22 protein-coding genes are annotated in these 24716 nt (G+C 51.9%); 18 read left to right on the plus strand and 4 right to left on the minus strand.

What is annotated here, in order from left to right; translation table 11 throughout:
* From HKN79_01460 to rluF, 5 genes are all read left to right on the plus strand, one after another.
* The coding region (locus HKN79_01460; GenBank protein ID NNC82217.1) for a hypothetical protein at positions 1-401 on the plus strand (401 nt) is incomplete at its 5' end.
* Positions 402-469: 68 nt separating this feature from the next.
* Positions 470-1642, plus strand: a complete 1173-nt coding sequence (locus HKN79_01465; protein ID NNC82218.1) for an HU-CCDC81 and SPOR domain-containing protein — start codon at positions 470-472, stop codon at positions 1640-1642.
* 61 nt (positions 1643-1703) lie between these two features.
* Positions 1704-2117 carry a hypothetical protein gene (locus HKN79_01470; GenBank protein ID NNC82219.1) on the plus strand — a complete coding sequence of 138 codons (414 nt, stop codon included), beginning with the start codon at positions 1704-1706 and terminating at the stop codon, positions 2115-2117.
* A gap of 2 nt (positions 2118-2119) precedes the next feature.
* Positions 2120-2635 (plus strand): acyl-CoA thioesterase, encoded by a 516-nt coding sequence (locus HKN79_01475; GenBank protein ID NNC82220.1) that lies wholly within the window; start codon positions 2120-2122, stop codon positions 2633-2635.
* Between the two features lie 3 nt (positions 2636-2638).
* Entirely contained in the window at positions 2639-3358 is a 720-nt protein-coding gene (gene rluF / locus HKN79_01480; GenBank protein ID NNC82221.1) for a 23S rRNA pseudouridine(2604) synthase RluF, read from the plus strand.
* A gap of 1 nt (position 3359) precedes the next feature.
* Here rluF and HKN79_01485 read toward each other — a convergent pair whose 3' ends face one another.
* On the minus strand, positions 3360-6791 hold the full coding sequence (locus tag HKN79_01485; GenBank protein NNC82222.1) for a hypothetical protein: 3432 nt from the start codon (positions 6789-6791) through the stop codon (positions 3360-3362).
* A 131-nt stretch (positions 6792-6922) separates the two neighbouring features.
* Here HKN79_01485 and xth point away from each other — a divergent pair, with 131 nt between their 5' ends.
* From xth to HKN79_01510, 5 genes are all read left to right on the plus strand, one after another.
* Entirely contained in the window at positions 6923-7684 is a 762-nt protein-coding gene (gene xth / locus HKN79_01490; protein NNC82223.1) for an exodeoxyribonuclease III, read from the plus strand.
* A gap of 70 nt (positions 7685-7754) precedes the next feature.
* Positions 7755-9449 (plus strand): ABC transporter substrate-binding protein, encoded by a 1695-nt coding sequence (locus HKN79_01495; protein NNC82224.1) that lies wholly within the window; start codon positions 7755-7757, stop codon positions 9447-9449.
* Between the two features lie 90 nt (positions 9450-9539).
* Complete coding sequence (locus HKN79_01500; GenBank protein ID NNC82225.1) at positions 9540-10511, plus strand: OmpA family protein; 972 nt, start codon at positions 9540-9542, stop codon at positions 10509-10511.
* A 77-nt stretch (positions 10512-10588) separates the two neighbouring features.
* A complete protein-coding gene (locus HKN79_01505) occupies positions 10589-10990 on the plus strand; it encodes a hypothetical protein (protein ID NNC82226.1) in 402 nt (133 codons plus the stop codon).
* A complete protein-coding gene (locus tag HKN79_01510) occupies positions 10980-12683 on the plus strand; it encodes an ABC transporter ATP-binding protein (GenBank protein NNC82227.1) in 1704 nt (567 codons plus the stop codon). Before HKN79_01505 ends, HKN79_01510 begins: the two co-directional genes overlap by 11 nt.
* Here the strand turns inward: HKN79_01510 and HKN79_01515 are convergent.
* Complete coding sequence (locus HKN79_01515; protein NNC82228.1) at positions 12668-13783, minus strand: bifunctional 3-deoxy-7-phosphoheptulonate synthase/chorismate mutase type II; 1116 nt, start codon at positions 13781-13783, stop codon at positions 12668-12670. The two genes, HKN79_01510 and HKN79_01515, sit on opposite strands and share 16 nt — an antisense overlap.
* Before the next feature lie 41 nt (positions 13784-13824).
* Here HKN79_01515 and HKN79_01520 point away from each other — a divergent pair, with 41 nt between their 5' ends.
* On the plus strand, positions 13825-14565 hold the full coding sequence (locus HKN79_01520) for a hypothetical protein (GenBank protein ID NNC82229.1): 741 nt from the start codon (positions 13825-13827) through the stop codon (positions 14563-14565).
* Positions 14566-14576: 11 nt separating this feature from the next.
* Here HKN79_01520 and HKN79_01525 read toward each other — a convergent pair whose 3' ends face one another.
* Complete coding sequence (locus HKN79_01525) at positions 14577-17096, minus strand: T9SS type A sorting domain-containing protein (protein ID NNC82230.1); 2520 nt, start codon at positions 17094-17096, stop codon at positions 14577-14579.
* Between the two features lie 312 nt (positions 17097-17408).
* Between HKN79_01525 and HKN79_01530 the strand changes: the two genes are divergently transcribed.
* The 7 genes from HKN79_01530 to accC all read left to right on the plus strand — a co-directional run bounded on the left by HKN79_01530 (position 17409) and on the right by accC (position 23623).
* Positions 17409-18734, plus strand: a complete 1326-nt coding sequence (locus tag HKN79_01530; GenBank protein ID NNC82231.1) for a leucyl aminopeptidase family protein — start codon at positions 17409-17411, stop codon at positions 18732-18734.
* Positions 18731-19738, plus strand: coding sequence for a 4-hydroxythreonine-4-phosphate dehydrogenase PdxA (pdxA, locus tag HKN79_01535; protein NNC82232.1), 1008 nt, complete (start codon positions 18731-18733; stop codon positions 19736-19738). The genes HKN79_01530 and pdxA overlap by 4 nt, the downstream gene beginning before the upstream one ends.
* A gap of 74 nt (positions 19739-19812) precedes the next feature.
* Positions 19813-20313, plus strand: coding sequence for a DUF177 domain-containing protein (locus HKN79_01540; protein NNC82233.1), 501 nt, complete (start codon positions 19813-19815; stop codon positions 20311-20313).
* A gap of 20 nt (positions 20314-20333) precedes the next feature.
* Positions 20334-20525 (plus strand): 50S ribosomal protein L32, encoded by a 192-nt coding sequence (rpmF, locus tag HKN79_01545; protein ID NNC82234.1) that lies wholly within the window; start codon positions 20334-20336, stop codon positions 20523-20525.
* Positions 20526-20671: 146 nt separating this feature from the next.
* The gene (locus HKN79_01550; protein NNC82235.1) at positions 20672-21664 is read left to right on the plus strand and encodes a ketoacyl-ACP synthase III; all 993 of its coding nucleotides are present in this window, start codon (positions 20672-20674) and stop codon (positions 21662-21664) included.
* Positions 21665-21712: 48 nt separating this feature from the next.
* Positions 21713-22225 carry an acetyl-CoA carboxylase biotin carboxyl carrier protein gene (gene accB / locus HKN79_01555; GenBank protein NNC82236.1) on the plus strand — a complete coding sequence of 171 codons (513 nt, stop codon included), beginning with the start codon at positions 21713-21715 and terminating at the stop codon, positions 22223-22225.
* A 54-nt stretch (positions 22226-22279) separates the two neighbouring features.
* Positions 22280-23623 carry an acetyl-CoA carboxylase biotin carboxylase subunit gene (accC, locus tag HKN79_01560; protein ID NNC82237.1) on the plus strand — a complete coding sequence of 448 codons (1344 nt, stop codon included), beginning with the start codon at positions 22280-22282 and terminating at the stop codon, positions 23621-23623.
* Here the strand turns inward: accC and HKN79_01565 are convergent.
* Positions 23610-24626 (minus strand): heme A synthase, encoded by a 1017-nt coding sequence (locus tag HKN79_01565; GenBank protein ID NNC82238.1) that lies wholly within the window; start codon positions 24624-24626, stop codon positions 23610-23612. The genes accC and HKN79_01565 overlap by 14 nt on opposite strands.
* Positions 24627-24716: the final 90 nt, after the last annotated feature.

The following is a 24716-nucleotide window of genomic DNA, read 5'->3' on the forward strand; positions in this document are numbered from 1 at the left end:
TCTTACCTCATATCTGGGTCATCCGCACCGATAGTCTCGGCTGCATAGAGCCTGGCTGCCATCTCATCTCCGGTCTGCAAGAGCAGGTCATCGGCCTACAGGGCAGTATGGGCATAGCACCTAATCCATGGCAGCATGGGAATCCAATCCAGCTACTGTTCACCGCCCCGTCCAGCGGCATCATGCCTTACCAAGAGAAGACTACTCGGCTGGTGCTCTACGACCTGCAAGGAAGGTTGGTGTACGAGCAGGATATAGCTCCGCAACCCGGCCCTTCGACAAGCTCAGGGACCTACCATGTGGAACTGCATCCTCCTTCACTCGGAACTGGGAAATACATCCTTCACTGGATGAGCCTTGGCGGGGCATGGTACGATAGTGTGAAACTAGTGGTGGAGTGATGCCTGGTTGGGCTTCTATTTTCTCCTCAATGACTACTTTTGATAGATGGATCACTAAAAATCATCTCTTGGATCTCAGCGCACGTATCAGCGAACTGCTCTATCACTATGACTGTGTCATCGTGCCCGATCTAGGTGGATTTGTGACGGAATACCGTTCGGCACGTATCGATAAACTGCTTCATGTCATCCATCCGCCTTCCAAGGATCTGCGCTTCAATGCCCAGCTGACCAAGAACGATGGCCTACTCGCCCATGCCATATCCCAGGCCGAGAATATCAGCCATGAAGCGGCCAATGCCCAGATCAAAGAGGCGGTAGAAGGATATTTCACCGAGCTGGAAGAAGGACGCCCTGTGCAATTCGAAAAAGTAGGCATCCTCTATCTGGACTCGGAGAAGAATCTCCAATTCAGCCCCGATACCTCGGTCAACTATCTGCTGGAGTCCTTCCGACTGAAGAAGGTATACGCCCGTCCCGTTCTGCAGGAAGTTCCTGAGCACCAGGAAATAGATGTAGAGGAAGAGATCGAAGAAGCGGTCATAGATTTCGAACCGGAATTCGAAGTGGTGCATGAAATCGAAGCTGAAGAAGCTCCGGGACAAGAAGAAGAAGAACACATTCCAGTTATCCCACTGACCAAAAAAGAGGAAGGTAGCGGCTCTCGCAGGTGGCTCATCGCTGCGGCCATGGTCCCACTCTTATTCTACATTGCATGGGTAGGGGTACGCTCTGATGTCCTCCGGGATGGAACCATCCAATCCTCCGATCTGAATCCTTTCCACAAGCAGGTCCCGGCCGTCTATGAAGGCCGCACCAGTTCGCTGGATGTTGACCTCAATGAGAATGAGATCCCCAAACAGGAAGCCCTAGCCCCTATAAGCACCCCGGAAGCACCTGAAGAGGAGTTCACAGAAGACCTCACTCCGACCGAATCTCCTGAAACGATCAGTGACGAGGGAATCAGTGAAGCAGAGGCCGTCTCCACATATGTAGCGCCCCAAGCGATCTCCAGCATGGAATTCCACGTGATCGGAGGGTGTTTCTCAGAAGAGTCCAATGCCACACGCCTGGTGGAGAGACTCCGCACTAAAGGCTATGAGGCCTTTATCATCGATCGGCACAGAGGGCTGCATCGAGTGGCCTATGGCAGTTCTCCTGACCGGAAAGAAGCATTGGAGCTGCTCATCCGTGTGAAGGAAGAAGAGACCAGCGAAGCCTGGCTCCTCAGAAAGAAATGATCGGAATCCTTCCTTGTCCGATCTGCCGTCATACCTTTGACCTATAAATCAAAGAGAAGCGGTGGACGCACGAGAGATCAGACTGGATAAGATCAAGATCACCTTCTTGGAAAACGACCTCTGTCATTTCCATTTCACCAATACCGAAGAAGAAGCTGAAAAGGCCGATATCGTGGAACTCCATGATACCATCAAGGAGCACATGACCGTAGATAAGTGCTACATGATCATCAGCCTCGACTCTGGTGCTACAATGACTCAAGAGGCCCGTGATTATGCGGCCTCAGAGGCATTTGATGAGATCGCAGCTGCTGATGCCATCATACGGGCAGACTACAGCCACGAGATGGCCGCCAATTTCTTCATCCGCTTCAATCGTCCCCATCGCCCTGTCCGCATCTTCCCCGATATGGACCATGCTATTGCCTGGATCAATGGACTCAGGGACGGACAGGACATGGATAACAATACTTGATCATGAGAAAATCGCGCACTGCGAAAGAGACGCTGGCCACAGCGACACGCATCGTCATGCCCAATGAGACCAATACCTTGGGGAACCTCATGGGAGGGCAATTGCTCAATTGGATGGATATCAATGCCGCCATCGCGGCTCATAGGCACTGCCGCAGGGTAGTGGTCACTGCCTCTGTCAACAATGTCTCCTTTGGACGGCCGATACGCTTGGGTGATATCGTGACCATCGAGTCCAAGGTGTCGCGCGCCTTCAACTCATCGATGGAGGTCTATTCCGATGTATATGTGGAGGACCACAATTCCGGTGAGCAGATCAAATCCAACGAGTCCATCTACACCTTTGTTGCAGTGGATCAGAACGGGGCTCCCATAGAAGTGCCTGAACTCATCCCTGAGACCGACATTGAGAAAGAACGCTATGCTGCTGCGCTGAGAAGAAAGCAGCTGAGTCTGATCCTCGCAGGTAAGATGCGCCCCGATCAAGCCACCGAACTCAAAGAACTCTTCGAGGTCTGACCCATGGAGGACGCGGCTCCCAAAGGAATGCGCCTCAATAAGGCCCTGAGTGCAGCGGGATACTGCTCACGCAGAGAGGCCGATAGACTCATAGAGCAAGGGGTGGTCACCATCAACGACCGACCCGCCACTCTTGGGGATCGCGTGACCGAAACAGACCGCATCGAGGTCAGAGGTCGGCCCATCAATACGGCCAAGGCCAAGCCTGTATACATCGCCCTGCACAAACCCCGTGGTATCATCTGCAGCACCGACCCCAAGGCCCGTGATAATATCGTGGACTATATCGACCATGTGGAACGCATCTTCCCAGTGGGTCGATTGGATGTGGCCTCAGAAGGACTGATCCTGATGACCAATGATGGGGATATCATCAACAAGATCCTACGGGCCCGCTATGCCCATGAGAAGGAATACATCGTGCGGGTGGATAAGCCTATCACCGATGAGTTCATCAAAGGAATGGCATCAGGAGTACCCATCTTGGATGCCGTGACCCGAGAGTGCGAGGTGGAAAAATTGAGTGAAGACACGTTCCGCATCATCCTCACCCAAGGACTCAACCGCCAGATCAGGCGTATGTGCGAGCATTTCGAGTATGAGGTCACGCGTTTACGTAGGATACGCATCATGAATATCTCCTTGGACGGGATACGTTATGGAGAATGGCGTGATCTGACGGCTACTGAGCTGAAAGAACTGAAATCCCAACTGGTGGATTGATTCAGAAGAATGCCCGTACCTGCACGCCCCCGCTGTGGATCACCGGGTTGTCCCTAGAACTCCTTCCGTTATAGTTCACATTCAATGCGAGATTCTTGGATAGATTCCGCTGCACGAACAGACTCCAAGTGAAGTTCTCTCCCGGACGCAGACCATCCAACATCTCAAAGGCCAATGACGAATTCTCGTTGCCTACAAAATCAATCTGCACGAAATTCAAGGTGGCATTGATACTGCCCTTATCCAGCTGACTCCACCGCGCTTCGGCACCCAATCGCTCGATGACTGCTGACTCTCCGTCCCCTACTCGATTATCCCGCTCCGTGTACTCCAGATTCAAGGTCATACGGAAGGTCTTATCCGGCTGCCACTCTATCCGCGGGACGAGGCTGTATTCCTGAATGTCGAAATTCCGATTGGTGCTATAACTGGCCTCCCGTCCCTTGTCCTTCTCGATAAGAGAAAGACGTAAGGTGTATTTCCTGGCCCAGGTATAGCGTCCACTCAGTCTATTCTCCCGCTCCGATCGGGATTCGAAACCATTGGTGAGCAGTTGTTTATTCTTCACATCGGAGTAGAGATGATCCACGCTCCACACGGGATCGGTCTTGTTGAAGAAGATGCTGTTCCTAAAGCTGTTGTTGAGCGAGAGGAGCACGGTGTCGTTCAGGTTCTGGATGAAGGGGTTGAAGGCATCGGACCCTTCTTCTTCGCGGGTCCTGCGGTCGGCACGCCAAGCGGCCTGATCAGAGAATCGAGCCAAGAACCTCCGTATCCCTTCTTTGGTCCTCCATGCGACACCCGGATCGATGCGCAGTGTCTGAGAGACTTGATTGGAGAATACCTTCTCAAAGTCATCGGTAGGAGTGAATACCCGTATGAAATTCGCTTCATACTCGAATTGAGCGATCTCGAATTCATCCAGATCCCGCACACCGTCCCCATCATAGTCCACCCATACATAAACGCCCTGGCCGGCCGGTACCTCGAGATAGATGAACTGCCTGCGCCTCTCCAGACCGCTGCCCACTTCATAGAAGGTATTGAGCTGGACGATGTTCTGGAGCCACTTCCCGCGATACTCTAACCGGCCCAGAAAAGTCTCTTCGGGGCTTTGGTCGATGGCCTCTTCACGCACTATCTCCAGCGTACGCCATGCAGATACCACCTTGACCGAATGATTACGCACTCTGCCATTGGCCAACTCCAGACCATACTCTTCAGCATGTGCAGCCCGCAATTGGCGATCGATCTGCGGACGCCAATCATCCCGATTCTTGAAAAAGAGACGATAGGCCCAGCGGGAGGTATCGTTTGAACCCACATAGGCCTCCCATTCATACCAGCGATAGGTGGTGGACGACAGTGTATCTCCTCCCAGCAGGAATCGGTTATTCTCCCGATCATCCTTGAATCCCACTCTGACCTTCCCCAATCCATAGGAGATATCTGAGATGTGTCGTTCGAAGCGGGAGCGGATGTCGCCTGAGGTGTTGAGCAGACTGCCTTTGAAAGAGGCATGTAGATCCCCTTGGTCCCATCGTGCATTCAGGTCTTGCCGATAGCCTTCATATCCACCCCCGATCTGCAAGCGGTCCAGTCCATAGTAGATCCTGCGGTCGGCCGCTCGTTCGACACCCACACCCAATCGGGTCTGCAATTGGTCGTTGTCCAGAAGGACTTCGGTGATGTTCCAATTCCGCTCGAACTCCACAGCCCGGTAACGCTCGATACGCTTGAAATCATGTCCGGTGAATTCCACAAGTCCATTGGCGACCAAGCGGGTCATGCTGTCCACCTGAATCCCGGTCTGCGCCCGCCAGCGGAAGGCTGTGCCGATGTCATCGGCCGCATCCTTGCTGCTGAATCGATTCAGATCATTGGCGCTCATGGCCCCTTCGATATCCATCCACGAATCTTTATTCCATGCATAGCGCAGCCCTGAACTCAGTAATTGTTGACTCTTGGGGGTGATAAGCAATTGACCGGGTATGTAGTCTCCCTGGCGGATGATGTTTCCATCGATGGTGTCCGGTGGGACCCAGCGGAACACCCGACCGTTGGAAGTGAATTCATCCTGTACATAGTCCCCATTGCCAGACCCTACTCTCGTGAAGGAGACCTGTAAGCGCGCCTCATCCGGATCGGTACTGTAGACATAGACGGTATCGTATCCCAAGGAATCGCGGAGGGTATAGAGCACCTGATCCTCGGTGTAGGGCACGCTGTCCACATCTATGATGAAGGCATTGGCCACATCATCGCCCACTTGGGAGAGAAAGAGCCTGTCTCGATCGTCCAGATCCTGTTGCAAAGGTTGATTCTTAGCATCCTGCTCGGAATAGACATCCAGATAGGCTTTCCATTTGCCTTTCTGATAGTCCGCACCGGTCTGAAGCAGGCTGCGGGCGTAGTTCTGCTCGGCATATTGAAACTCCACCACGATACGCCTGTCCTTGGTGATCAAGCGGTTGGCGGTGAAAGTGATCTCTGCCGCATTATAGTCGATAACATAATCGAATTCCTTGCCCCGCTGGACCAAACGCCCATCGATATAGACCCGTTCGGTACCAGAGAGGATGATGACGAAGAGTTCATTGTCGGCCCCGCGGAGTTTGTAGGGGCCTTGATTCCCTTCCACCCCCTGGATGACATTACGCGCAAAACGCCCCCGCGAGACCGCTGCTCCCGCTCTCAGCCCGAGCACTCCTTGCTCAGCACCAGGTGCCTTCCCCAGGATCGAAGTCTCAAAGAGTGCACCTCTGGCCTTCTTTAGATACTCGGAGAAATACCCCGGGCCAGAGGCGATTTGATAGTCCCCGGCAGTCAGTGCACTGCGTGCATCGAAGAGTTTGATATAGACCTGGTCGAATTCCTGTAGCTGCTGGGTACTTCCATCGGCCTGTATGGGGATGTTGTCATCAGAGATATTGGCCAGAAGGCTTATGCGATCGGTAAGTTTCCCAGAGAGCTGTAGGTCCAGATCGGAACTCACACTCAGGTCCTGTGCATTCCCCACTTGGATCCCGCGCGATATACTTCCGCGTTTCTCGAAACCATCCAATTGCAGCAAAGAGCCTGCGATCGACCCGCCTCCAGGACGATAGGCAAAGGGGTCTTCGTAATTGAATGCTTCTCGGATGATGCTCGTGTCCTTGAGGAGGATACTCTGCTGATAGGGCAGATCGAGCACCCGATAGTGGATGGTAAGAGAATCCCCCAAGAATTCTTCAATCACGGAGAAAATGCCATCGACCGACAAAAGAAAATCCGAATCAGCGAGGACTGAATCTCCATGAGATACGTGCAGGCTTCGGGGAAGCACGATCAGGCTGTCCAGTTGGATGCCAGCAGAATCGACCACTGTACGCAATGAGCGCAAGGTGCTGGTCTCCTGAGCATGGATAGTGGCTGTCCCCAACCAAGCGATCATGCAGAGAAGAAGCCATGGATATGTAGGGAGGGTCTTCGTACCGTCAGGCTTTTAAAACACTCGGGGAATGTATCGGCATCCTCGGAGTAAGGTCTATTTTAACGCCAAAATCGCTATAAACTGACCCGGTGATCAAAATTATCTCATACAATATCAATGGCATACGTGCCGCCCTGCGTAAGGACTTCCTCACTTGGTTGAAAGCTGCCGACCCCGATGTACTTGCCTTGCAAGAGGTCAAGGCCAACGAAGACCAGGTAGATCTGGATGTGTTCAGGGACCTAGGATACGATATCCATTGGAATGCAGCCGTCAAGAAGGGCTACAGTGGAGTGGCCATCCTTTCTAAGCTTAAGGCCGATCATGTGGAGCGCGGCATGGGCATACCTCTCTATGACGATGAGGGGCGTGTGATCCGGATGGATGTCGGGGATCTGACGTTCATCAGCGCATACTTCCCTTCGGGCAGCAGTGGGGACCACCGGCAAGAGATCAAGATGCGTTTCCTTGTGGATTTTACGAGATACGTGGAAAACTTGAGGAAAGAACGACCTCATCTGATCATCTCAGGAGATTACAATATCTGCCACCAAGCCATAGATATCCACAATCCGGTGGCCAACAAGAAGAGCTCGGGATTCCTCCCTGAGGAAAGGGAATGGATGTCCGGATTCTTGGATAAAGGGTTCATCGACACCTTCCGCTATTTCGATGAGAATCCACATCAATACACATGGTGGAGCTATCGTGCGGGAGCCCGGAGAAAGAATCTGGGCTGGCGTATCGATTATCACATGTGCAGTGCTGAAATGCAATCCCGATTGAAGCGTGCCGCAATACTGGCCGATGCCGTCCACAGCGATCACTGCCCTATTCTACTGGAGATTGTTTGAAACTATGATGCTAGGCTGCAGATGCCCATTCTACGCGGATTATACTTGCCTATTACATCATTAGGATCCAATGATATCTAAGCATACGTACTGGGGAGCGCTGGCCATACTCTTGCTCTCCTTCAGCTGTGGTACGCCAGAGCAGAAGCAGAATGCGCAGGCCAATGAGAAACAAGGAGGCATCCTTGTATTGAATCAATTCCAAGGCTTTTCTGCACTTTTCCCTCCTTCTGCCTATGAGGCGAGTGCGACCAAACTAGGAGCGCATTTCTATGAGACCCTGGTGGCATATGACCATGAGACCAAGGAGATCGCCCCTTGCCTGGCCGAGTCCTGGGAAGTGAATGATGATGCCACTCAGTTCACCTTCAAACTACGCGAAGGGGTCTTCTTCCACGATGACCGCTGTTTCGATGACGGTATAGGAAGACCTATGGAGGATAGTGATGTGCTCTACTGCTTGACCGCTCTGTGTGAGGACAGTCGGATCAATCGGAATTCTTGGCTATTCGTGGGTAGCGTATTGGGTGCTGAAGATTTTTACAACTCCAAGAAAAAAGCAGAGACCTCCCAAGTGGAGGGCATACGCTTGATCGACAACAACGTGATCGAGATCACTCTGGCCCGACCCAATGTGGAATTCCTGCATGTCATGGCACACTATGGCACTTCTATCTATCCCAAAGAAGCCGTGGAGTTCTACGGTAAATCGCTCAATGAGAATGCGGTAGGCACAGGGCCCTTCAAGCCCAAGGTCCTGCGCATAGGCGAAGTCTGTATCATGGAACGCAATAAGAATTACTGGGGGCGCGATGAGGAAGGCAATCAGCTCCCCTATCTGGATGGCGTGAAGGTGGGATTCGAGACCAACGCTCGAGACTTGGAGCGATCCATGATGAAGAATGTACTTCACATATTGGTGGATGCCGATATGGAAGAAGGGGGAGCCCGATTGTTGGAGATTGCAGAAGGGGAGAACGATCCCTATGTAGTGAGTGCAGAAGACGATATCGAGACCATTTATTTGGGATTCCATAACAAGGAAGGCATCTTCCAAGATGAGCGTATTCGAAAAGCCTTCGGACTGGTCTTGGACAAAGAGCATATTGTTGAAGAAGTATTGGGGAGCAGTGGGGGTCCAGGAAAATACGGTCTGATCCCTCCGGCCTTTCAGAGCTATCCCTATGAGAAAGTCAAAGGACTCAAGCTCGATGTCGATAGCGCCAAGAAACTCATGTCAGCAGCAGGCTATCCCAATGGAACAGGCTTCCCTGCTATCTCTCTTCAGATACAGAACAGATACAAGGATGTGATCGTGGCTCAAGAGATCCAACGACAACTGCTCGAACATCTGGGCGTTTCCCTCTCCATCACTGCCCTGCCTAGAGAACAACATTTCCAACGCATAGAGGAAGGCAATACGCTGCTCTGGTTGGACAACTGGATAGCTGACTATCTGGACCCTCAGAACTTCCTGAGCTTGATGCTCTCCAGCAATACTCCGGAGCAAGGAGGTAGTTACCTCAACACCTATAGATACACCGAATCCTCCTTCGACTCCATTGTGGAAGAGGCCATCAAGGTGGAGGATCAAAAGGAGCGCATGCACCTCTACTGTATGGCTGACCTTATGATCATGGAAGATGCAGCTATCGTGCCTATCTACTATGAGAAGAATCAGGTGATCAAACACCGATCGGTCAAGGGACTCCCTACACTGACACTGGGTCAGATGGACCTACGGAAGGTCTACCTATCCGAGTGAAACAAGCTTACATCGTTGTTCATAAATGAGCGCTCTCCTTGGCCCCTAGCCCCTAGCTAATTGACAATTTTGCTATCTAATCCTGTTGTGATGAGACATACATTCCCTTTTATTCTGCTCCTGCTCGTGCTATTCACCGCTTGTGTACCCGGACGTAGATTCCAAGAAGTCCAAACGGAGGCCCGCCTCTGCTCACAAGAGCGCGAAGCCCTGCGCCAACAGACCGAGGAGCTGAGTGCCGACCTGGCCGATTGCCGCACCGGAAACGAGACCATGAAGAAGGAGTATGTCCGACTGAAAGAGGACACCGCTCTGCTGGGTACGAGTCTCAGACGTATGACCGTCCAGTATGACAAGATCAATGAGCTCAACGAACAACTCATGGACAAGCAGGCCAGCCTGATGAGCAGCCGGGAGTCAGAAAAGAGGGAGCTGCTAGAAAATCTGCTCACCCTGCAGAACGACCTACAAGAACAACAGCGATTGCTCAATCAGACCGAGACAGAACTCAATGAAAAGACCCGAGCGCTGGAAGACAGAGAAGAACGGGTGGCCGAGCTCGAGTCGCTGCTGTCCCGTCAAGAAGAGGCCGTACAATCCCTCAAGTCCCGTGTGACCGATGCCCTCCTAGGGGTCAAGGATAAAGGGATAACGATCGTAGAGAAGGACGGTCGCGTCTATGTCTCTTTGGATGCCAAGCTCCTCTTTGCCAGTGGGAGTACCGCTGTGAGCAGCGAGGGAAAGAGCGCCATCATCGATCTGGCCAAGGCCATTCAGGATGAAGAGGACCTCAAGATCCTGGTCGAAGGACATACCGACACCGATAAGATCATCGGCAATTCCGCGCCCTATAAAGACAACTGGGACCTCAGTGTGATGCGGGCCACTTCCGTAGTGCGCATCATGATGGACAACAGCAATATCGATCCCCAGCAATTGACCGCGGCTGGGCGGAGCGAATACCTCCCTGTGGACCCAGATGACAAGGCCAAGAACCGTAGGATCGAGATCATCCTCATCCCGAATCTGACGGAGCTCTTCGACCTCATCAATGAGCAGTGATCCGGCTTTTTGCGATAGCTAGCGCTCTGATCCTCCTTTCTTCCTGCTCGCAGGAGTCATCGTCTGGCTCCCAGTCCATGCCTCCTTGGTACAGCGCCATCGACAGCAGCTCGGTATTCGGCTATCGCATCGGAGAGCGTGGTGCCTTTGCAGATACACTACTGTATGCCAGCGACTGTACGTCCTGCCCGGACTCAGTGCGTATACAGGTCATTGCTGATGGGCCACTCCTGACCGGAATCCATAGTACCTTGCACGTGGATAGTCCATCCCACTCGCATGTGTGGACACAGCTGATGCAACACTATGACTCCTTATATGGTACAAGCCGGGCTACCGCTGGATATGGGACCTGGAGCACCGCAGCGATCGATGGCCGACTGGTAGAGGTCGAGCTTATCGATGGACTCATCGCCTTCCGGCAGCCCAACATACGCAGCACCTGGACCCTGATCAGCGATCGACTCTATGAAGAATGAAGCCTTTCTATCCGTCAGTGGGCTACAAGCCTCTTTCCATACCGAGCAGGGGATGCAGGATGTGCTACACGATATCGACATCCAACTCGCTCGTGGGCGTACCTTGGGTATCGTAGGAGAATCCGGCTCTGGGAAGTCTGTCACCTCACTCAGCCTCATGCGACTCATCCCCTCTCCACCCATCCATTACAGCGCTGGAGAGATCCGTTTGGGAGAAGAACGCGTCTCACTCGACCCCACCGACCTCTCCCGCATCAGGGAATTGCGTGGGAAGCGTATCGCTATGATCTTCCAAGAACCCATGAGCTCGCTGAATCCCCTGCATCGCTGTGGGCATCAGGTGATGGAAGCGATACAGACCCATAGACCCTTGGACGAGACAGCTTGTCAAGCTGAGGTGATCGAGCTCTTCGCTCAGGTCAAGCTCCCCGATCCGATGCGAGCCTTCAGAAGCTATCCTCACGAGCTATCTGGAGGTCAACTCCAGCGGGTGATGATCGCCATGGCCATCTGCAACCGCCCCGATCTGCTAATAGCCGATGAGCCCACCACTGCACTGGATGTCACTGTACAACGCGAGGTCATCGAATTGCTTCAAGAATTACAGAACAGTGAGGGAATGGCCATGATGTTCATCAGTCACGACCTCGGTGTGGTGGGACAGATTGCCGATGAACTCATTGTGATGAAGAACGGCCACATCGTGGAGCAAGGCGATGCGCGCAGCATTCTTGCCTCACCTCAAGCAGACTATACCAAGGGACTCTTGGCGAGCCGACCTCCGCTCTCTGGCAGACCGGAGCGACTCATGACCGTTTCTGATTTCGAATCGGGAGAAGGAAAGGAGTCACCACAGGTCAGCAGCGCTACACGTGCTGAACGACATGAAGCCATCTATGCCCAGCCTCCCCTGTTGGAAGTCGAAGAGCTGCATACCTGGTACCCCATACGCAAAGGCATGCTGGGCAAGGCCAGCGAGCATGTCAAAGCCGTCAACGGTGTGGATCTACAGCTCTATCCGGGAGAGACCTTGGGCGTGGTGGGAGAATCGGGATGTGGGAAGTCCACTCTTGGGCGCACCATCATCGGACTGGAGCAGGCACATGCCGGAACCATCCGCTATCAAGGCAGAGACGTCAGTGAGATGGACCGTTCTGAACACAAGGGGTTCGTCAAGGAGGTGCAGATGATCTTTCAAGATCCTTACTCCTCCCTCAATCCGCGTATCTCCATTGGGGAGGCCATCCGAGAACCGATGGATGTACACCACATCCTACCCACCAAGACACAACGCAAAGAGCGGGTCATCCAACTACTCGAGCAAGTGGGCCTGCAGGCCGATCACTATCACCGCTATCCGCATGAATTCTCTGGAGGCCAGCGCCAACGCATCTGCATTGCCCGCACTCTCGCCTTGGACCCCAAGGTGGTCATCTGCGATGAATCCGTATCGGCCTTGGATGTCTCCGTACAGGCACAGGTGCTCAATCTGCTCAATGATCTGAAGGAAGCCTATGGATTGAGCTACATATTCATCTCGCATGACCTTTCGGTGGTGCGCTACATGAGCGATAAGGTGATGGTGATGCATCAGGGACAGGTGGTGGAGTATGAAGAGGCAGATGCCCTGTATCGCTCTCCCCAGGCAGCCTATACCGAGCGACTTATCGCCTCGGCCTATACCTTGGATTGATCCTCGTCCAGCTGGCTATTCATCACCTGCTGCTGGATCTCGATGCTCTCTAGATGTAAGGCTTCCAAGAATCGCTGAATGAATTCATCACGTAGTTCGAGCTGGGATCCCCATTGCATGTAGTTCTCCATGATCTCGAGCCAGCGTTCCAATTGGAAGATGGTCACGTTCTGCTCCTTCTTCTTGAATCCGATCTCTTCGACCACTTTCATTCGCTCGGAAAGCAACTCCATCAGGGATTCATCGATATTATCGATACGGGCGCGCAAGCGTTGGATCTCATCGGTAAAATGTGCGTCCCCTGTGCTTGGTTCGCGTATTTCCAGGTTCTCCAGTATGCGGGACAAATGCGTGGGTGTGACCTGTTGACGGGCATCGCTCAGGGCTTCTTCCGGTCTGAAATGGGTCTCGATCAGCAGACCATCCATATAAAGGTCCATGGCGCGTTGCGCCACGCGCGGGATGATCTCTGGATCTCCTGCGATATGGCTCACGTCACAGATGATGGGCAGTTCTGGTAGACGGGTCTTCATCTCGATGGCCAACTCCCAGTTGGGAAGATTGCGGTAAGGATAGTTGTCTTGATAGTGGAAGCCGCGATGGATGGCCCCCAGTTTATTCACCCCGGCCCTATTGATCCGCTCCAGTGCTCCTATCCATAGGCCCATATCGGGGTGGATGGGATTCTTGACGAATACGGGGATATCCACTCCTTGTAGCGCATCTGCGATCTCTTGTACGGAGAAGGGATTGACCGTAGTGCGTGCACCTATCCATAAGGCATCGACCCCGTATTTCAGACAGAGTTCCACATGCTCGGCATTGGCCACTTCGGTAGTGACGGGAATCTGTAGTTCTTCCTTGACGGACGCCAGCCATTGCAGAGCTTCTTCTCCTTTGCCTTCAAAACTTCCGGGGCGGGTACGGGGTTTCCAGATGCCGGCCCGGAGTAAGAAGGGTCTTCCCAATTCCTTGATCTCCCGGGCTGTGGTGAAGAGCTGTTCTTCATATTCAGCACTGCATGGACCTAGGATGAGCATCGGGCGCTCCCCAGTCGGATTCCAATCAGCAAAGGGATATATGTCCTTGATCGTGGTCATCAGCTCGCACAAAGGAAATCATTGATTCTATCTTTGGTCCCGTGGCGAGGACATTTTACCTACTGGGCCTGCTGCTTCTGCTGAGCACCTGCAAGAAGGCAGATGACCGCCCTTGCATCAAGGGTTCGGGCGATGCTATCACCGAGACCCGTCATCCGGGAGCTTTCCATTCGCTGATGCTCTATGACGATATCGACTACGACCTTATACAGGACTCTACCGATAAGGTGGTCATAGAATGTGGGGAGAATCTGGTCAATTTCGTGAGCACGGAAATAGATAATGGCGTATTGAGCATCCGCGATGAGAACAGCTGTCACTGGCTCCGGAGTCTTCCGGTCAAGATCAAGGTGCGGGTACATTTCACACAATTGGCGAGCATACGCAATGAGGGCTCAGGCATATTGCGCACCGTAGGTGCTATGGAGCAGGAGGTGATCGTTTTTGACAACTACCACTCGGCCAGTGAGAACTATCTGGAGATCAAGGCCCAAGAGGCGACCATACGCATCAATGCCGGTGGACCTGTGATAGAGGTAAAGGGAGAATCCCATCATGTGAATCTGAGGAATTCAGGCATCGGTAAGCTACATGCTGAAGAGTTGGTGAGCCACAGCGTATGGGCCGATAATCAAGGGCATGGGACCATACGGACCACGGTGGATGGCGGACTCTTCTGGTATCTGCTCGATGGCTATGGCGATATCTACTACCGCGGAGAGGTGGAGGAGTACATCGAGGTGAGCCGGACGGGTGAGGGGGAGTTGATCTTGATGGAATGATCAACATTCCATCAATGGACCGCTATCTGGATAGTCCGTTGATATTCCTCGGTCCTCAAATCTAAAAAGTACAGCCCTGGCCGTAGATTCTCGATTCCAATCTGTGAATCGAATGATAAGTCAACATCCTCTATTATTTCTTGACCTAGAACGGAATAGATACTTATTCGCCCCTTATCCGAGATCCAAGAATTCCAGCTCGATCCAAAATCGACCTGCACTGAACCTGTGCTCGGGTTAGGAAAGACGAGGACTTCAGAAAGATAGTCTCCTTCAACATATGAAAAAGGACCGAAAAGCTGTGCACTCGGGATGACATGCGTATCCAATTCAGAAAAGGACCATGAAAGCTTCACTCTTGATTGAATCTCAAAATGACGATAATCTAGAATAAAGTTATATCTCAATCCAGCTTCAAAGTACGTTTGAACAGAATGCGTGTCTATATGTGGCATGCTAGACAACTCATCCATGATCAACGAATCTTCCAAGAATAGCTGAACGTGCCCATCATGATACACCTCTAGATCATAGACTCCAGTGTAAGGTGCGAGTATGGATCCAATATAAACCACACTATAATCATTGTTAGGAAAGGACCAACTAGGTATCACAGGATTGGAATTGCTCCAATTTCCGTCTACTAGGGCTTTGTTCACCTCTGAATGGAACTCTCTATTCTCATCAGTACCGATATAATATTGAACCACGAGGTCTTCTGATTCATCACCATAGAAGTAATCATGCAAATAGTCATACTCTAGGTTCAGGGTCGTATCGCTGGCATGAAATGAAGTGGTCAAAGAGGTACTAGAAGGATCTCCCCAATCTTTGAATCGATACAGTCTATTGGATTGAATAACGAATTCTTCAGTCTCTAGAGTTCTTTTCATGTTTAGAATACTCTGTACATCTTCTCCAGTCAATAACGAAGAGCCATCGACTTTTATAGGAATCCCTTCCGGGTCGGATTCTACGCTGAAAAAGCAGTATTCAGGTAGGACATCCGTGTGGACAGAGGACTCCAATCCTGATGAATCCACAGCCTTTAATTCTACTCTGAACCAAACATCATTGGCTACTTCTCCTTGATCTGGAATGACGTAGTATCCACTCGATTGACCTGTGTATCCGAGTAGTGCGGGATGTCGATGGACATTATGGTGGAAGTATATGTCCCAAACCCAATCAGCTGGGTCGATGGGCCCATCCTCGATGTCGGTGACCATCCCTGAGAACCAAAGTGTATCTCCAGCTTGATAGGTAGCTCCCGATGCTGGTTGAAGTATCTGTACCTGTGGTCTTGAGTCGTCCAGTACACTCAACAAAACCTCTTGAGAAGAAACCTGACCAAAGGAATTGGAGATCTCGCATTGGATAATGCTTCCATTATCCTCAATGTCTATAGGTCCGATGGCAATTGCAGGAGCATTAGAACTTGGTATCTCGACTTGATCCTTATACCACGTGTAATCCAGTTCACCCTCTCCTCCCGCAGTAAGTGAGAATTCAGCCGTTTCTCCTATCACGGCTATCGCGTCTTGTGGTTGTTCTATAACAAAAGGCACTCCCGAGCCAGCATATTCAACTCTGAGTATCCGGTTATTATAAATTTCAGATATCAATATTGCCCCATCGGAGAGTGTCAGAATCGCATTGGGAAATTGAAAGCCTGTGGCAAACACTGCAACATCTAAAGTCAAAGGATCCAGAGAACGAACTTCCCCTTCACAGTGCTCCATGAAAAAGAACATGGACTCATACTCTTCTGGAAAAATGACAATTTCAGGTTCATAGAACGTAGCCCCTACGATGGCACATCCGTCTGAATGATCATAGGCATGAAGCGGGTCTTGATATCCCTCAGGAGGGGTTTCCCCTGGCTGTATGGGCCCTTCGATACTTCCCCAACCGTAGTGCGCACCTTCGATGACCTCATTGACCTCTTCCCACTCCTCATTGCCCACATCATTGAAAAAGATCCTTCCCGTGCTTCCTTGTTTGGCCATGGTGTAGGGATTCCTGACCCCAATGCCCCAAATGGCCTTTTGGTCATCATCGGTCTCATTGTAGAATGGATTATTTGTAGGAATCTCACCATCCTCAGTGATTCGGAGGATTTTTCCCAAGGTAGTGGTCATCTGTTCGGCACTTTGCCATCCAGTGCCATCTCCCACACCTATGATGATATCTCCATTGTCATCGAAAACCATTCCACCTCCATTGTGCCAAGCAGCCCACATGGTATCAAACTCAAATATGGTCTCTTCTGTCTCTGAAGAAGCTGTATTCCCGCTGGACTGAACCCTGATGAGGACGTTCCTATTCTCGTCTACAACTGTATAGTAGATATAGACATATCCATTCACATCGAAGTCAGGATGGAGCAATAATCCAGTAATTCCCCTTTCTCCAGGAGTTTCTGTTTCAACGGAATAAAATGGCTGATCTAGGAGAATCCCATCCTCTATTATGCGGACATCCCCTCCTTTCTCAGCGACAAAGACCCGCCCATCTGGAGCTTGGACCATTTGGGTAGGAAGGTTAACTCCTTCTATATATGTCGAGACTGTGAAGCCTGATGGCAATGTTTGCCCTATCCCCATCACGGTAATAACACTTAAGAACAGTGCCCATAGAACCCCTTTATTCATTCCCTTCTGCATTGGAGCTTCAAAGATATCCTGATATAGAGGTTGACTAAGATTAACAAGCTACTAGATTTGGTTTCTCAACGAGAACGTATGCCACTATCCATCACCAAAAAGAAATCTGCTCCGAATGGGGCGGATCGGATCCATATCCTTTCCAAGATAGCGCAGGTAAATGCCATTGACTTGGAAATGGCCGAGTGCAAGGCTGCTCGCAGCGCGTTGAAAGACTCCGATCAATTCACTCTCCATCACCTGGACCATGCCATCCACATCGTGCTGGTCAAAAGCGATAAGAAAGGCTACCAGCATCTGGAGACTCTCCGCAGCAAAGGTGCAGAGATATGTGCGCAGATCAATAGTGCGAAACGCAGCAGCGTACATGTGGTCTCTGAGAACGGAGCCTATCTGAAGGCCCTGGTCGAAGGACTCGTACTGGCCAATTATCAATTCATCAAATACCGCAAAGACCGCAAGGAGAAGGCCCATTCGCTCAAGCGCATCTCTGTGGAAGGTCCCATGACTGCGGGCGAATTGAAAAAACTCAAGGGACTGCTGGAGTCGGTCTATGACACGCGTGATCTGGTCAACGAACCTTTCTCTCATCTCACCGCTCCGCAATTGGGCAAGGAGATCAAGAAGATCGGTCGCTCGGCCGGGTTCAAGGTGGAGGTCATGGGACGCAAGAAGATAGAGGCCCTCAAGATGGGCGGTCTACTGGCCGTCAACCGGGGCAGTCTGGATGATCCCACCTTCAGCATATTGGAGTGGAAAAATCCCAAGGCCAAGAACGATAAGCCGATCGTACTGGTAGGTAAAGGTGTGGTCTACGATACAGGAGGCCTGAGCCTCAAGCCTACGCCCAACAGCATGGACCTCATGAAGTCCGATATGGCCGGAGCGGCAATGATGATCGGTACCATGGCCGCCATCAGTCGGGCCGAACTGCCCTTGCATGTCATCGCACTCATCCCCGCTACCGACAACCGACCAGGAGGCAATGCCTACGCCCCGGGCGATGTGGTCACCATGTACGATGGGACTACCGTAGAAGTCTGGAATACCGATGCCGAGGGCCGTATGCTACTGGCCGATGCCTTGAGCTATGCGAAGAAATACTCTCCCGATCTGGTCATCGATGCAGCCACCTTGACCGGTGCGGCCATACGCGCGCTGGGTCCCTATGCCTCCTGTGTGATGGGTACGGCCGATGACCGCACCTTCGACCGGCTGGAAAAGGCCGGATTCAGGACCTATGAACGTGTGGTTCGTATGCCTTTCTGGAAAGAATACCGGAAAGAACTCGACTCCGATATCGCAGACATCAAGAACTTGGGTGGAGCCAATGCCGGACAGATCACTGCAGGTAAATTCCTAGAGCACTTCACCGATTATCCCTGGGTCCATATCGATATTGCCGGGCCTGCATTCCTCACCAGCAAGGACAGCTATAGGGGGAAATGGGGAACCGGATATGGCGTACGCCTCTTATTCGAGATGCTGTCACAGTATCCATGAATCGCCCACCACGTTTAGCCATCAGCCTGGGCGATCTGGCCGGGATAGGGACTGAGATCATCTTCAAGTCCTTGGCAGATGAGGCCATACGCACTTCTATCACACCCATCATCTACGGCAGTCGCTCCTTCTTGGCACCATGGATCGATGCTCAGCCAGACGCGCTGGGCCCGGTCCAATTCATAGACGACTCTTCACAGATCAACTCAGGAGCCGTTCATGTGATGGAATGTTGGGATGAAAAACTGGATATCCCGGCCGGAGAACCCACGCGGGAATCGGGTCACTATGCCTTCCTATCCTTGGATCGAGCTACACAAGACCTGATAACAGGCGCTGTGGATGCCCTGGTCACAGCACCTATCGACAAGCATAACATACAGAGCGAGGCCTTCGACTTTCCCGGTCATACCGAGTATCTGGCCCAGCGCAGTGGGAATCCGGACCATCTCATGCTCCTGGTATCTAGCGGTCTCAGGGTGGGAGTCGTGACCGGACATATCCCCGTGAGTGCCATCTCAGAGCAACTCAGCACCGAGAAGATCCTCAGCAAACTCGCGGTCATCCATTCCAGTCTGCAAGCAGATTTCGGGATAGAAGAACCACGCATTGCCGTGCTCGGGCTCAATCCGCATGCCGGGGATCAAGGACTGATCGGCACAGAGGATGACACGGTGGTAGCTCCGGCCATACGCCAAGCACAGTCACAGGGAATTGGAGCGGAAGGCCCCTTCCCGGCCGATGGATTCTTCGGTTCGAAACGCTACGAGGACTACGATGCCATCCTGGCCATGTACCATGATCAGGGATTGATCCCTTTCAAAGCGCTCTCATTCGGTTCAGGAGTCAATTTCACAGCCGGGCTACCCATTCTGCGCACTTCTCCGGATCATGGAACGGCCTTCGATATCGCGGGTCAGGATCAAGCCGATGCGTCCTCTTTCAAACAGGCGCTCATCCTAGCTCGGGATATTGCCGAAAGGAGAAAGACCTTGCGAGTGTGAGCCCTGTTCAGGTCTCTTGTGAAAAACATTGTTGAAATCCCTGATTTACTTACCTTTGCAATCCATTTTTTGAAATGATGGATGTACTCAAACCTTATAGGATACCCTTCATTGGGCTGAAAGAAGGTGTCCATCACTTCGAATTCCGTTTGGACGGAGCGTTCTTTCAAGTATTCGAGAATGAGGAATTGACCGATTCACACTTCGATGTCCAGGTCAGCTTGGACAAGAAGACCACCATGCTGGAAGTCCAGTATGACATTCGTGGAGAATTCGTCACCAGTTGTGATCGATGTTCGCAGGACCTGATCATCCCGATGGTCATGGAGCGTGAACTCATCGCAAAATCCCATGGCGATCTGGATGATGACGATATCATCGCCCTATCCGATACAGATACCGAAGTGGATCTATCCCGCTCGCTCTATGAGACGGTAGCCATAGGACTGCCGCTGAAGCGTGCCCACGATGAGGAGGATTGCGATCCCGAGGTGATCGATCGATTGGACTCCTATTCTCGAAAAGAACTTGAGGACAGCGACCCGCGATGGGATGCATTGAAGAAATTGAAATAAAGACATAAACACAGGTAACGATGGCACATCCAAAGAGACGTCAGTCAAAGACCAGAAGAGACAAGAGAAGGACCCACTACAAGGCGGAGATCCCCAACGTGGCTACTTGTCCTACCACCGGTGAACCTCACATGTTCCACAGAGCACACTGGTACGAGGGAAAACTCTACTACCGCGGTAAAGTGGTGATGGAGAAAGAGGCCGAGGCCTGATTCTTCCGTTATCCTTACAAGGCATTGATTTACAGGCAGTCTATTCAGGCTGCCTTCCCTGTTTTAGGGAGGTTCTACCTGTGAAATGCCCTATAGGCGGATACAAAAGGATATACTTGTACCTCTCAAACTGCAAGAGAATTTAGATGATCAGAGCAGCCATCACAGGTGTCAGCGGATATGTCCCCGATGATCTCCTGACAAATGCCGACCTGGAGAAGATAGTGGAGACCACCGATGAGTGGATCGTCACGCGTACCGGGATCAAGGAGCGCCATATCCTCAAAGGTGAGGGGAAAGGAACGAGTGACCTAGGTGCACCAGCCGTCAAAGAGCTCCTGAGAAAGACCGGCACAGCACCGGAAGAAGTGGATGCCCTCATCTGCGGTACCGTCACACCGGATCATGTCTTTCCGGCCACGGCCAATATCATCTGTGATAAGGTGGGCATCAAGAATGCCCTCTCCTTCGACCTAGGTGCAGCCTGCTCAGGCTTCCTTTTCTCCTTGGTAACGGGCTGTCAATTCATAGAGAGCGGTAAATACAAAAAGGTCATCGTGGTAGGGGCCGATAAGATGTCGTCCATCGTGGATTATGAAGACCGCACCACCTGCGTGCTCTTCGGTGACGGGGCAGGAGCAGTGATGCTCGAGCCAAGTACGGATGAGAACGGTGTTCAGGACAGCATCCTACGAACCGATGGATCCGGAAAGGACTTCCTGCACCAGAAGGCCGGTGGATCTGTGATGCCTGCAAGTCATGAGACTGTGGATCAGCGACTTCACTATGCCTATCAAGAAGGAAAGACCGTATTCAAATTTGCTGTGACCAAAATGGCCGATGTCTCGGCCGAGATCATGGAGAATAACGGACTGACCGGAGAAGATGTCGCTTGGCTGGTCCCCCATCAGGCCAATCTTCGCATCATCGATGCTACGGCCAGACGTATGGGATTGACCGATGAGAAGGTGATGATCAACATCCAGCGCTATGGCAATACCACCTCCGGTACCATACCGCTCTGTCTCTGGGAATGGGAGGACAAACTCAAGAAAGGGGATAATATCGTGTTGGCCGCCTTCGGTGGTGGATTTACCTGGGGTTCGGTCTATTTGAAATGGGCCTATGACCCTGAATGATATGTTTTAAGTAAATTAGATACTCTTTACGAAAAACCAATTAGGAAGATGAAACTAGACGAGATTCAAAACCTCATCAAGTTCGTATCCAAGACGGGTGTGACCTCGGTGGAGATAGAGCAGAAAGATTTCAAGATCACCATTAAGACTGAGGCGAAGAACAAAGGCAAAAAAGAAGTGGTGGCCATGCCTATGCAGGCCATGCATATGCAGCCTTCTGCCCCAGCTCAGGTACAAGCAGCTCCGGCTCCTGCGCCCGCTCCAGCAGCGGCCGATTCAGGTGGTGGAGATAGCAAGAAGGCCGAGGATGATGACAGCAAGTATGTGACCATCAAAAGCCCTATGATCGGTACCTTCTACCGTTCGCCCGGACCTGATAAGGACAGCTTTGTCAATGTGGGTGAAGAGGTCAAGCCGGGCAAGGTCATCTGCATCATCGAGGCCATGAAGCTCTTCAATGAGATCGAGTCCGAGGTGAGTGGTAAGATCGTCAAGGTATTGGTAGATGATGCCACTCCGGTGGAGTATGATCAGCCGCTGTTCTTGGTCGATCCGTCCTGAGGGACACTCCTTCCTAGTATTCCATAACCTGAAAACACTCAGCTATTCATGGGAATGTTCAAAAAGGTACTTGTAGCCAATCGTGGAGAGATCGCATTGCGGGTCATACGCACCTGCCATGAGATGGGCATACGCACAGTGGCCGTCTATTCCACGGCCGATGCAGATAGTCTTCATGTCCGATTTGCCGATGAGGCAGTATGTATAGGCCCGGCCAGCAGTGCGGATTCCTATCTGGATATGGCACGCATCATCGCTGCGGCCGAGATCACCAATGCTGATGCGATCCATCCGGGATACGGATTCCTCTCTGAGAATGCCCGTTTCTCCAAGATCTGTGAAGAAAACGATATCAAGTTCATTGGAGCCTCTGCTGAGATGATCGATGCCATGGGGGACAAGGCCAGCGCCAAGACCACCATGAAGAAGGCCGGTGTACCTACCATCCCTGGATCTGAAGGCATTCTGGGCTCATTGAGCGAGGCCAAGCAGATCGCCAAGCAGATCAAATACCCCATCATGCTCAAGGCCACGGCCGGTGGAGGTGGTAAGGGTATGAAGGTCTGCCACAACGATGAGGACCTTGCAGAAGCATGGGAAAGCACCCGTAGAGAGGCCAAGGCCGCCTTTGGAAATGACGGGATGTACATGGAGAAATTCGTGGAAGAACCCCGCCATATCGAGATTCAGATCGTAGGTGACCAGCATGGGAAGTACTGTCACTTGAGCGAGCGCGACTGTTCCATCCAGCGTAGACACCAGAAGTTGGTCGAAGAAACGCCTTCTCCCTTCATGACCAAGCGACTCCGTCAGAAGATGGGAACGGCAGCCATCAAAGCGGCCAAAGCAGTGGACTATGAAGGTGTAGGTACAGTAGAGTTCCTCGTGGACAAGAATCGCGACTTCTACTTCATGGAGATGAATACCCGTATCCAGGTGGAACATACCATCACCGAAGAGGTGATCGATCATGATCTCATACGTGAGCAGATCAAGGTAGCCGCAGGGATCAAGATCTCCGGAAAGAATTACGAGCCTACCAAGCACAGCATACAGTGTAGGATCAATGCGGAGGACCCCTTCCATGATTTCAGACCGAGTCCAGGTAAGATCACGGTCTACCACGCACCGGGAGGACACGGAGTACGGGTGGATACCCACGTCTACGCGGGATACACCATTCCCCCTTATTATGACAGCATGATCTCCAAGCTCATCGTCACGGCCCAGACCCGTGATGAGGCCATCGATAAGATGCTCAGGGCGCTGAGGGAGTATGTGATAGAGGGCGTCAAGACGACCATCCCTTTCCACATCCAGCTTTTGCAGGATGAAGATTTCCGGAAAGGGAATTTCAATACCAAGTTCTTAGAGAGCTTCGAGCTCAAGGAGGTGTGATCGCGATCCGCCCATTCGGTCGGAGCAGGATCCAGCACTGCGCTCCAAAAAAGAGTGTGGCCACCAGCAGGTGCAAGGGTTGGGCCAAGGCCGGCATATGCAGATAGGCCAAGGTCATTCCCAGCAGTATTTCCACCACTAGCAGGATCCCCATCACTCGGAAAGGCAATTCATTCCACAATGCTCGGTTCCGGTAGAGGAAATAGCCATTGATCAGCAAGAGAAGGATGCTGAAGGAGCGGTGAATCTCGAAATCTGTACTGAGCATATCGATCCATAGGGAACGGTCGGCCCATTCTTTGGCGATATAATCGATCTCCTGCCGGACCTGTGTCCCCAAGACCACTTGGACCAAGGTGAGCAGGATGGCAAAGAACAACCAGCCTCTGGCCCGTACTGCCTTTTGCAATCCCGATCCAGGCAAGAGGTGATATACCCCGATCAATAGACCGATGATCAAGAAGGCCACCACCATATGAATGGTAATGGTCCAAGGAAGCAGATTGGTCGCCACCACCACCGATCCGAGCCAGGCTTGGAAGGAGATGGCCACCAGCCCGATAAAGACCGTGATAGGAATGATCGGTCTGCGCTTGATCAGTCCCAAGGAGAAGATGAAAAGCAAGAGAAGGAGATTCCCACTGATGAATCCCAGGAGACGATTGACATATTCGATCCAAGTGCCCCGTGCATCAAAGGGTTCTGACTCGAGCAGTGTAGGGTCATTGCGCATGGCTTCCGCGATATCGGACATTCCCAGCCCTTCTACCAGATCGGTGTACTTAATGAGTTTGGCCTTACGCTTCTCTAAGAAATAGGCCTCGTAATCCTCAGGAAGTTGAGAGGCATCGGTCGGTGGGATCCATTCTCCGAAGCACTTGGGCCAATCCGGACAGCCCATACCCGAACCGGTCATACGTACCACAGAGCCGGCCAATATCACCAGGTAGACCGCCACCAGCGTAGCCAAACTGAGGAAGCGGATGATAGAGGTCCTAGCCATAGGGCAAAGTTCTTATTCCTGTCGGATGTGGAAGGATAGGGTTGTGTATGGATAGGACGACCGATCATCCTTTGCCGCTGCTCAGCATTC

It is taken from the genome of Flavobacteriales bacterium (assembly GCA_013001705.1).
In the GTDB taxonomy this organism is placed as follows: Bacteria; Bacteroidota; Bacteroidia; order Flavobacteriales_D; family JABDKJ01; genus JABDLZ01.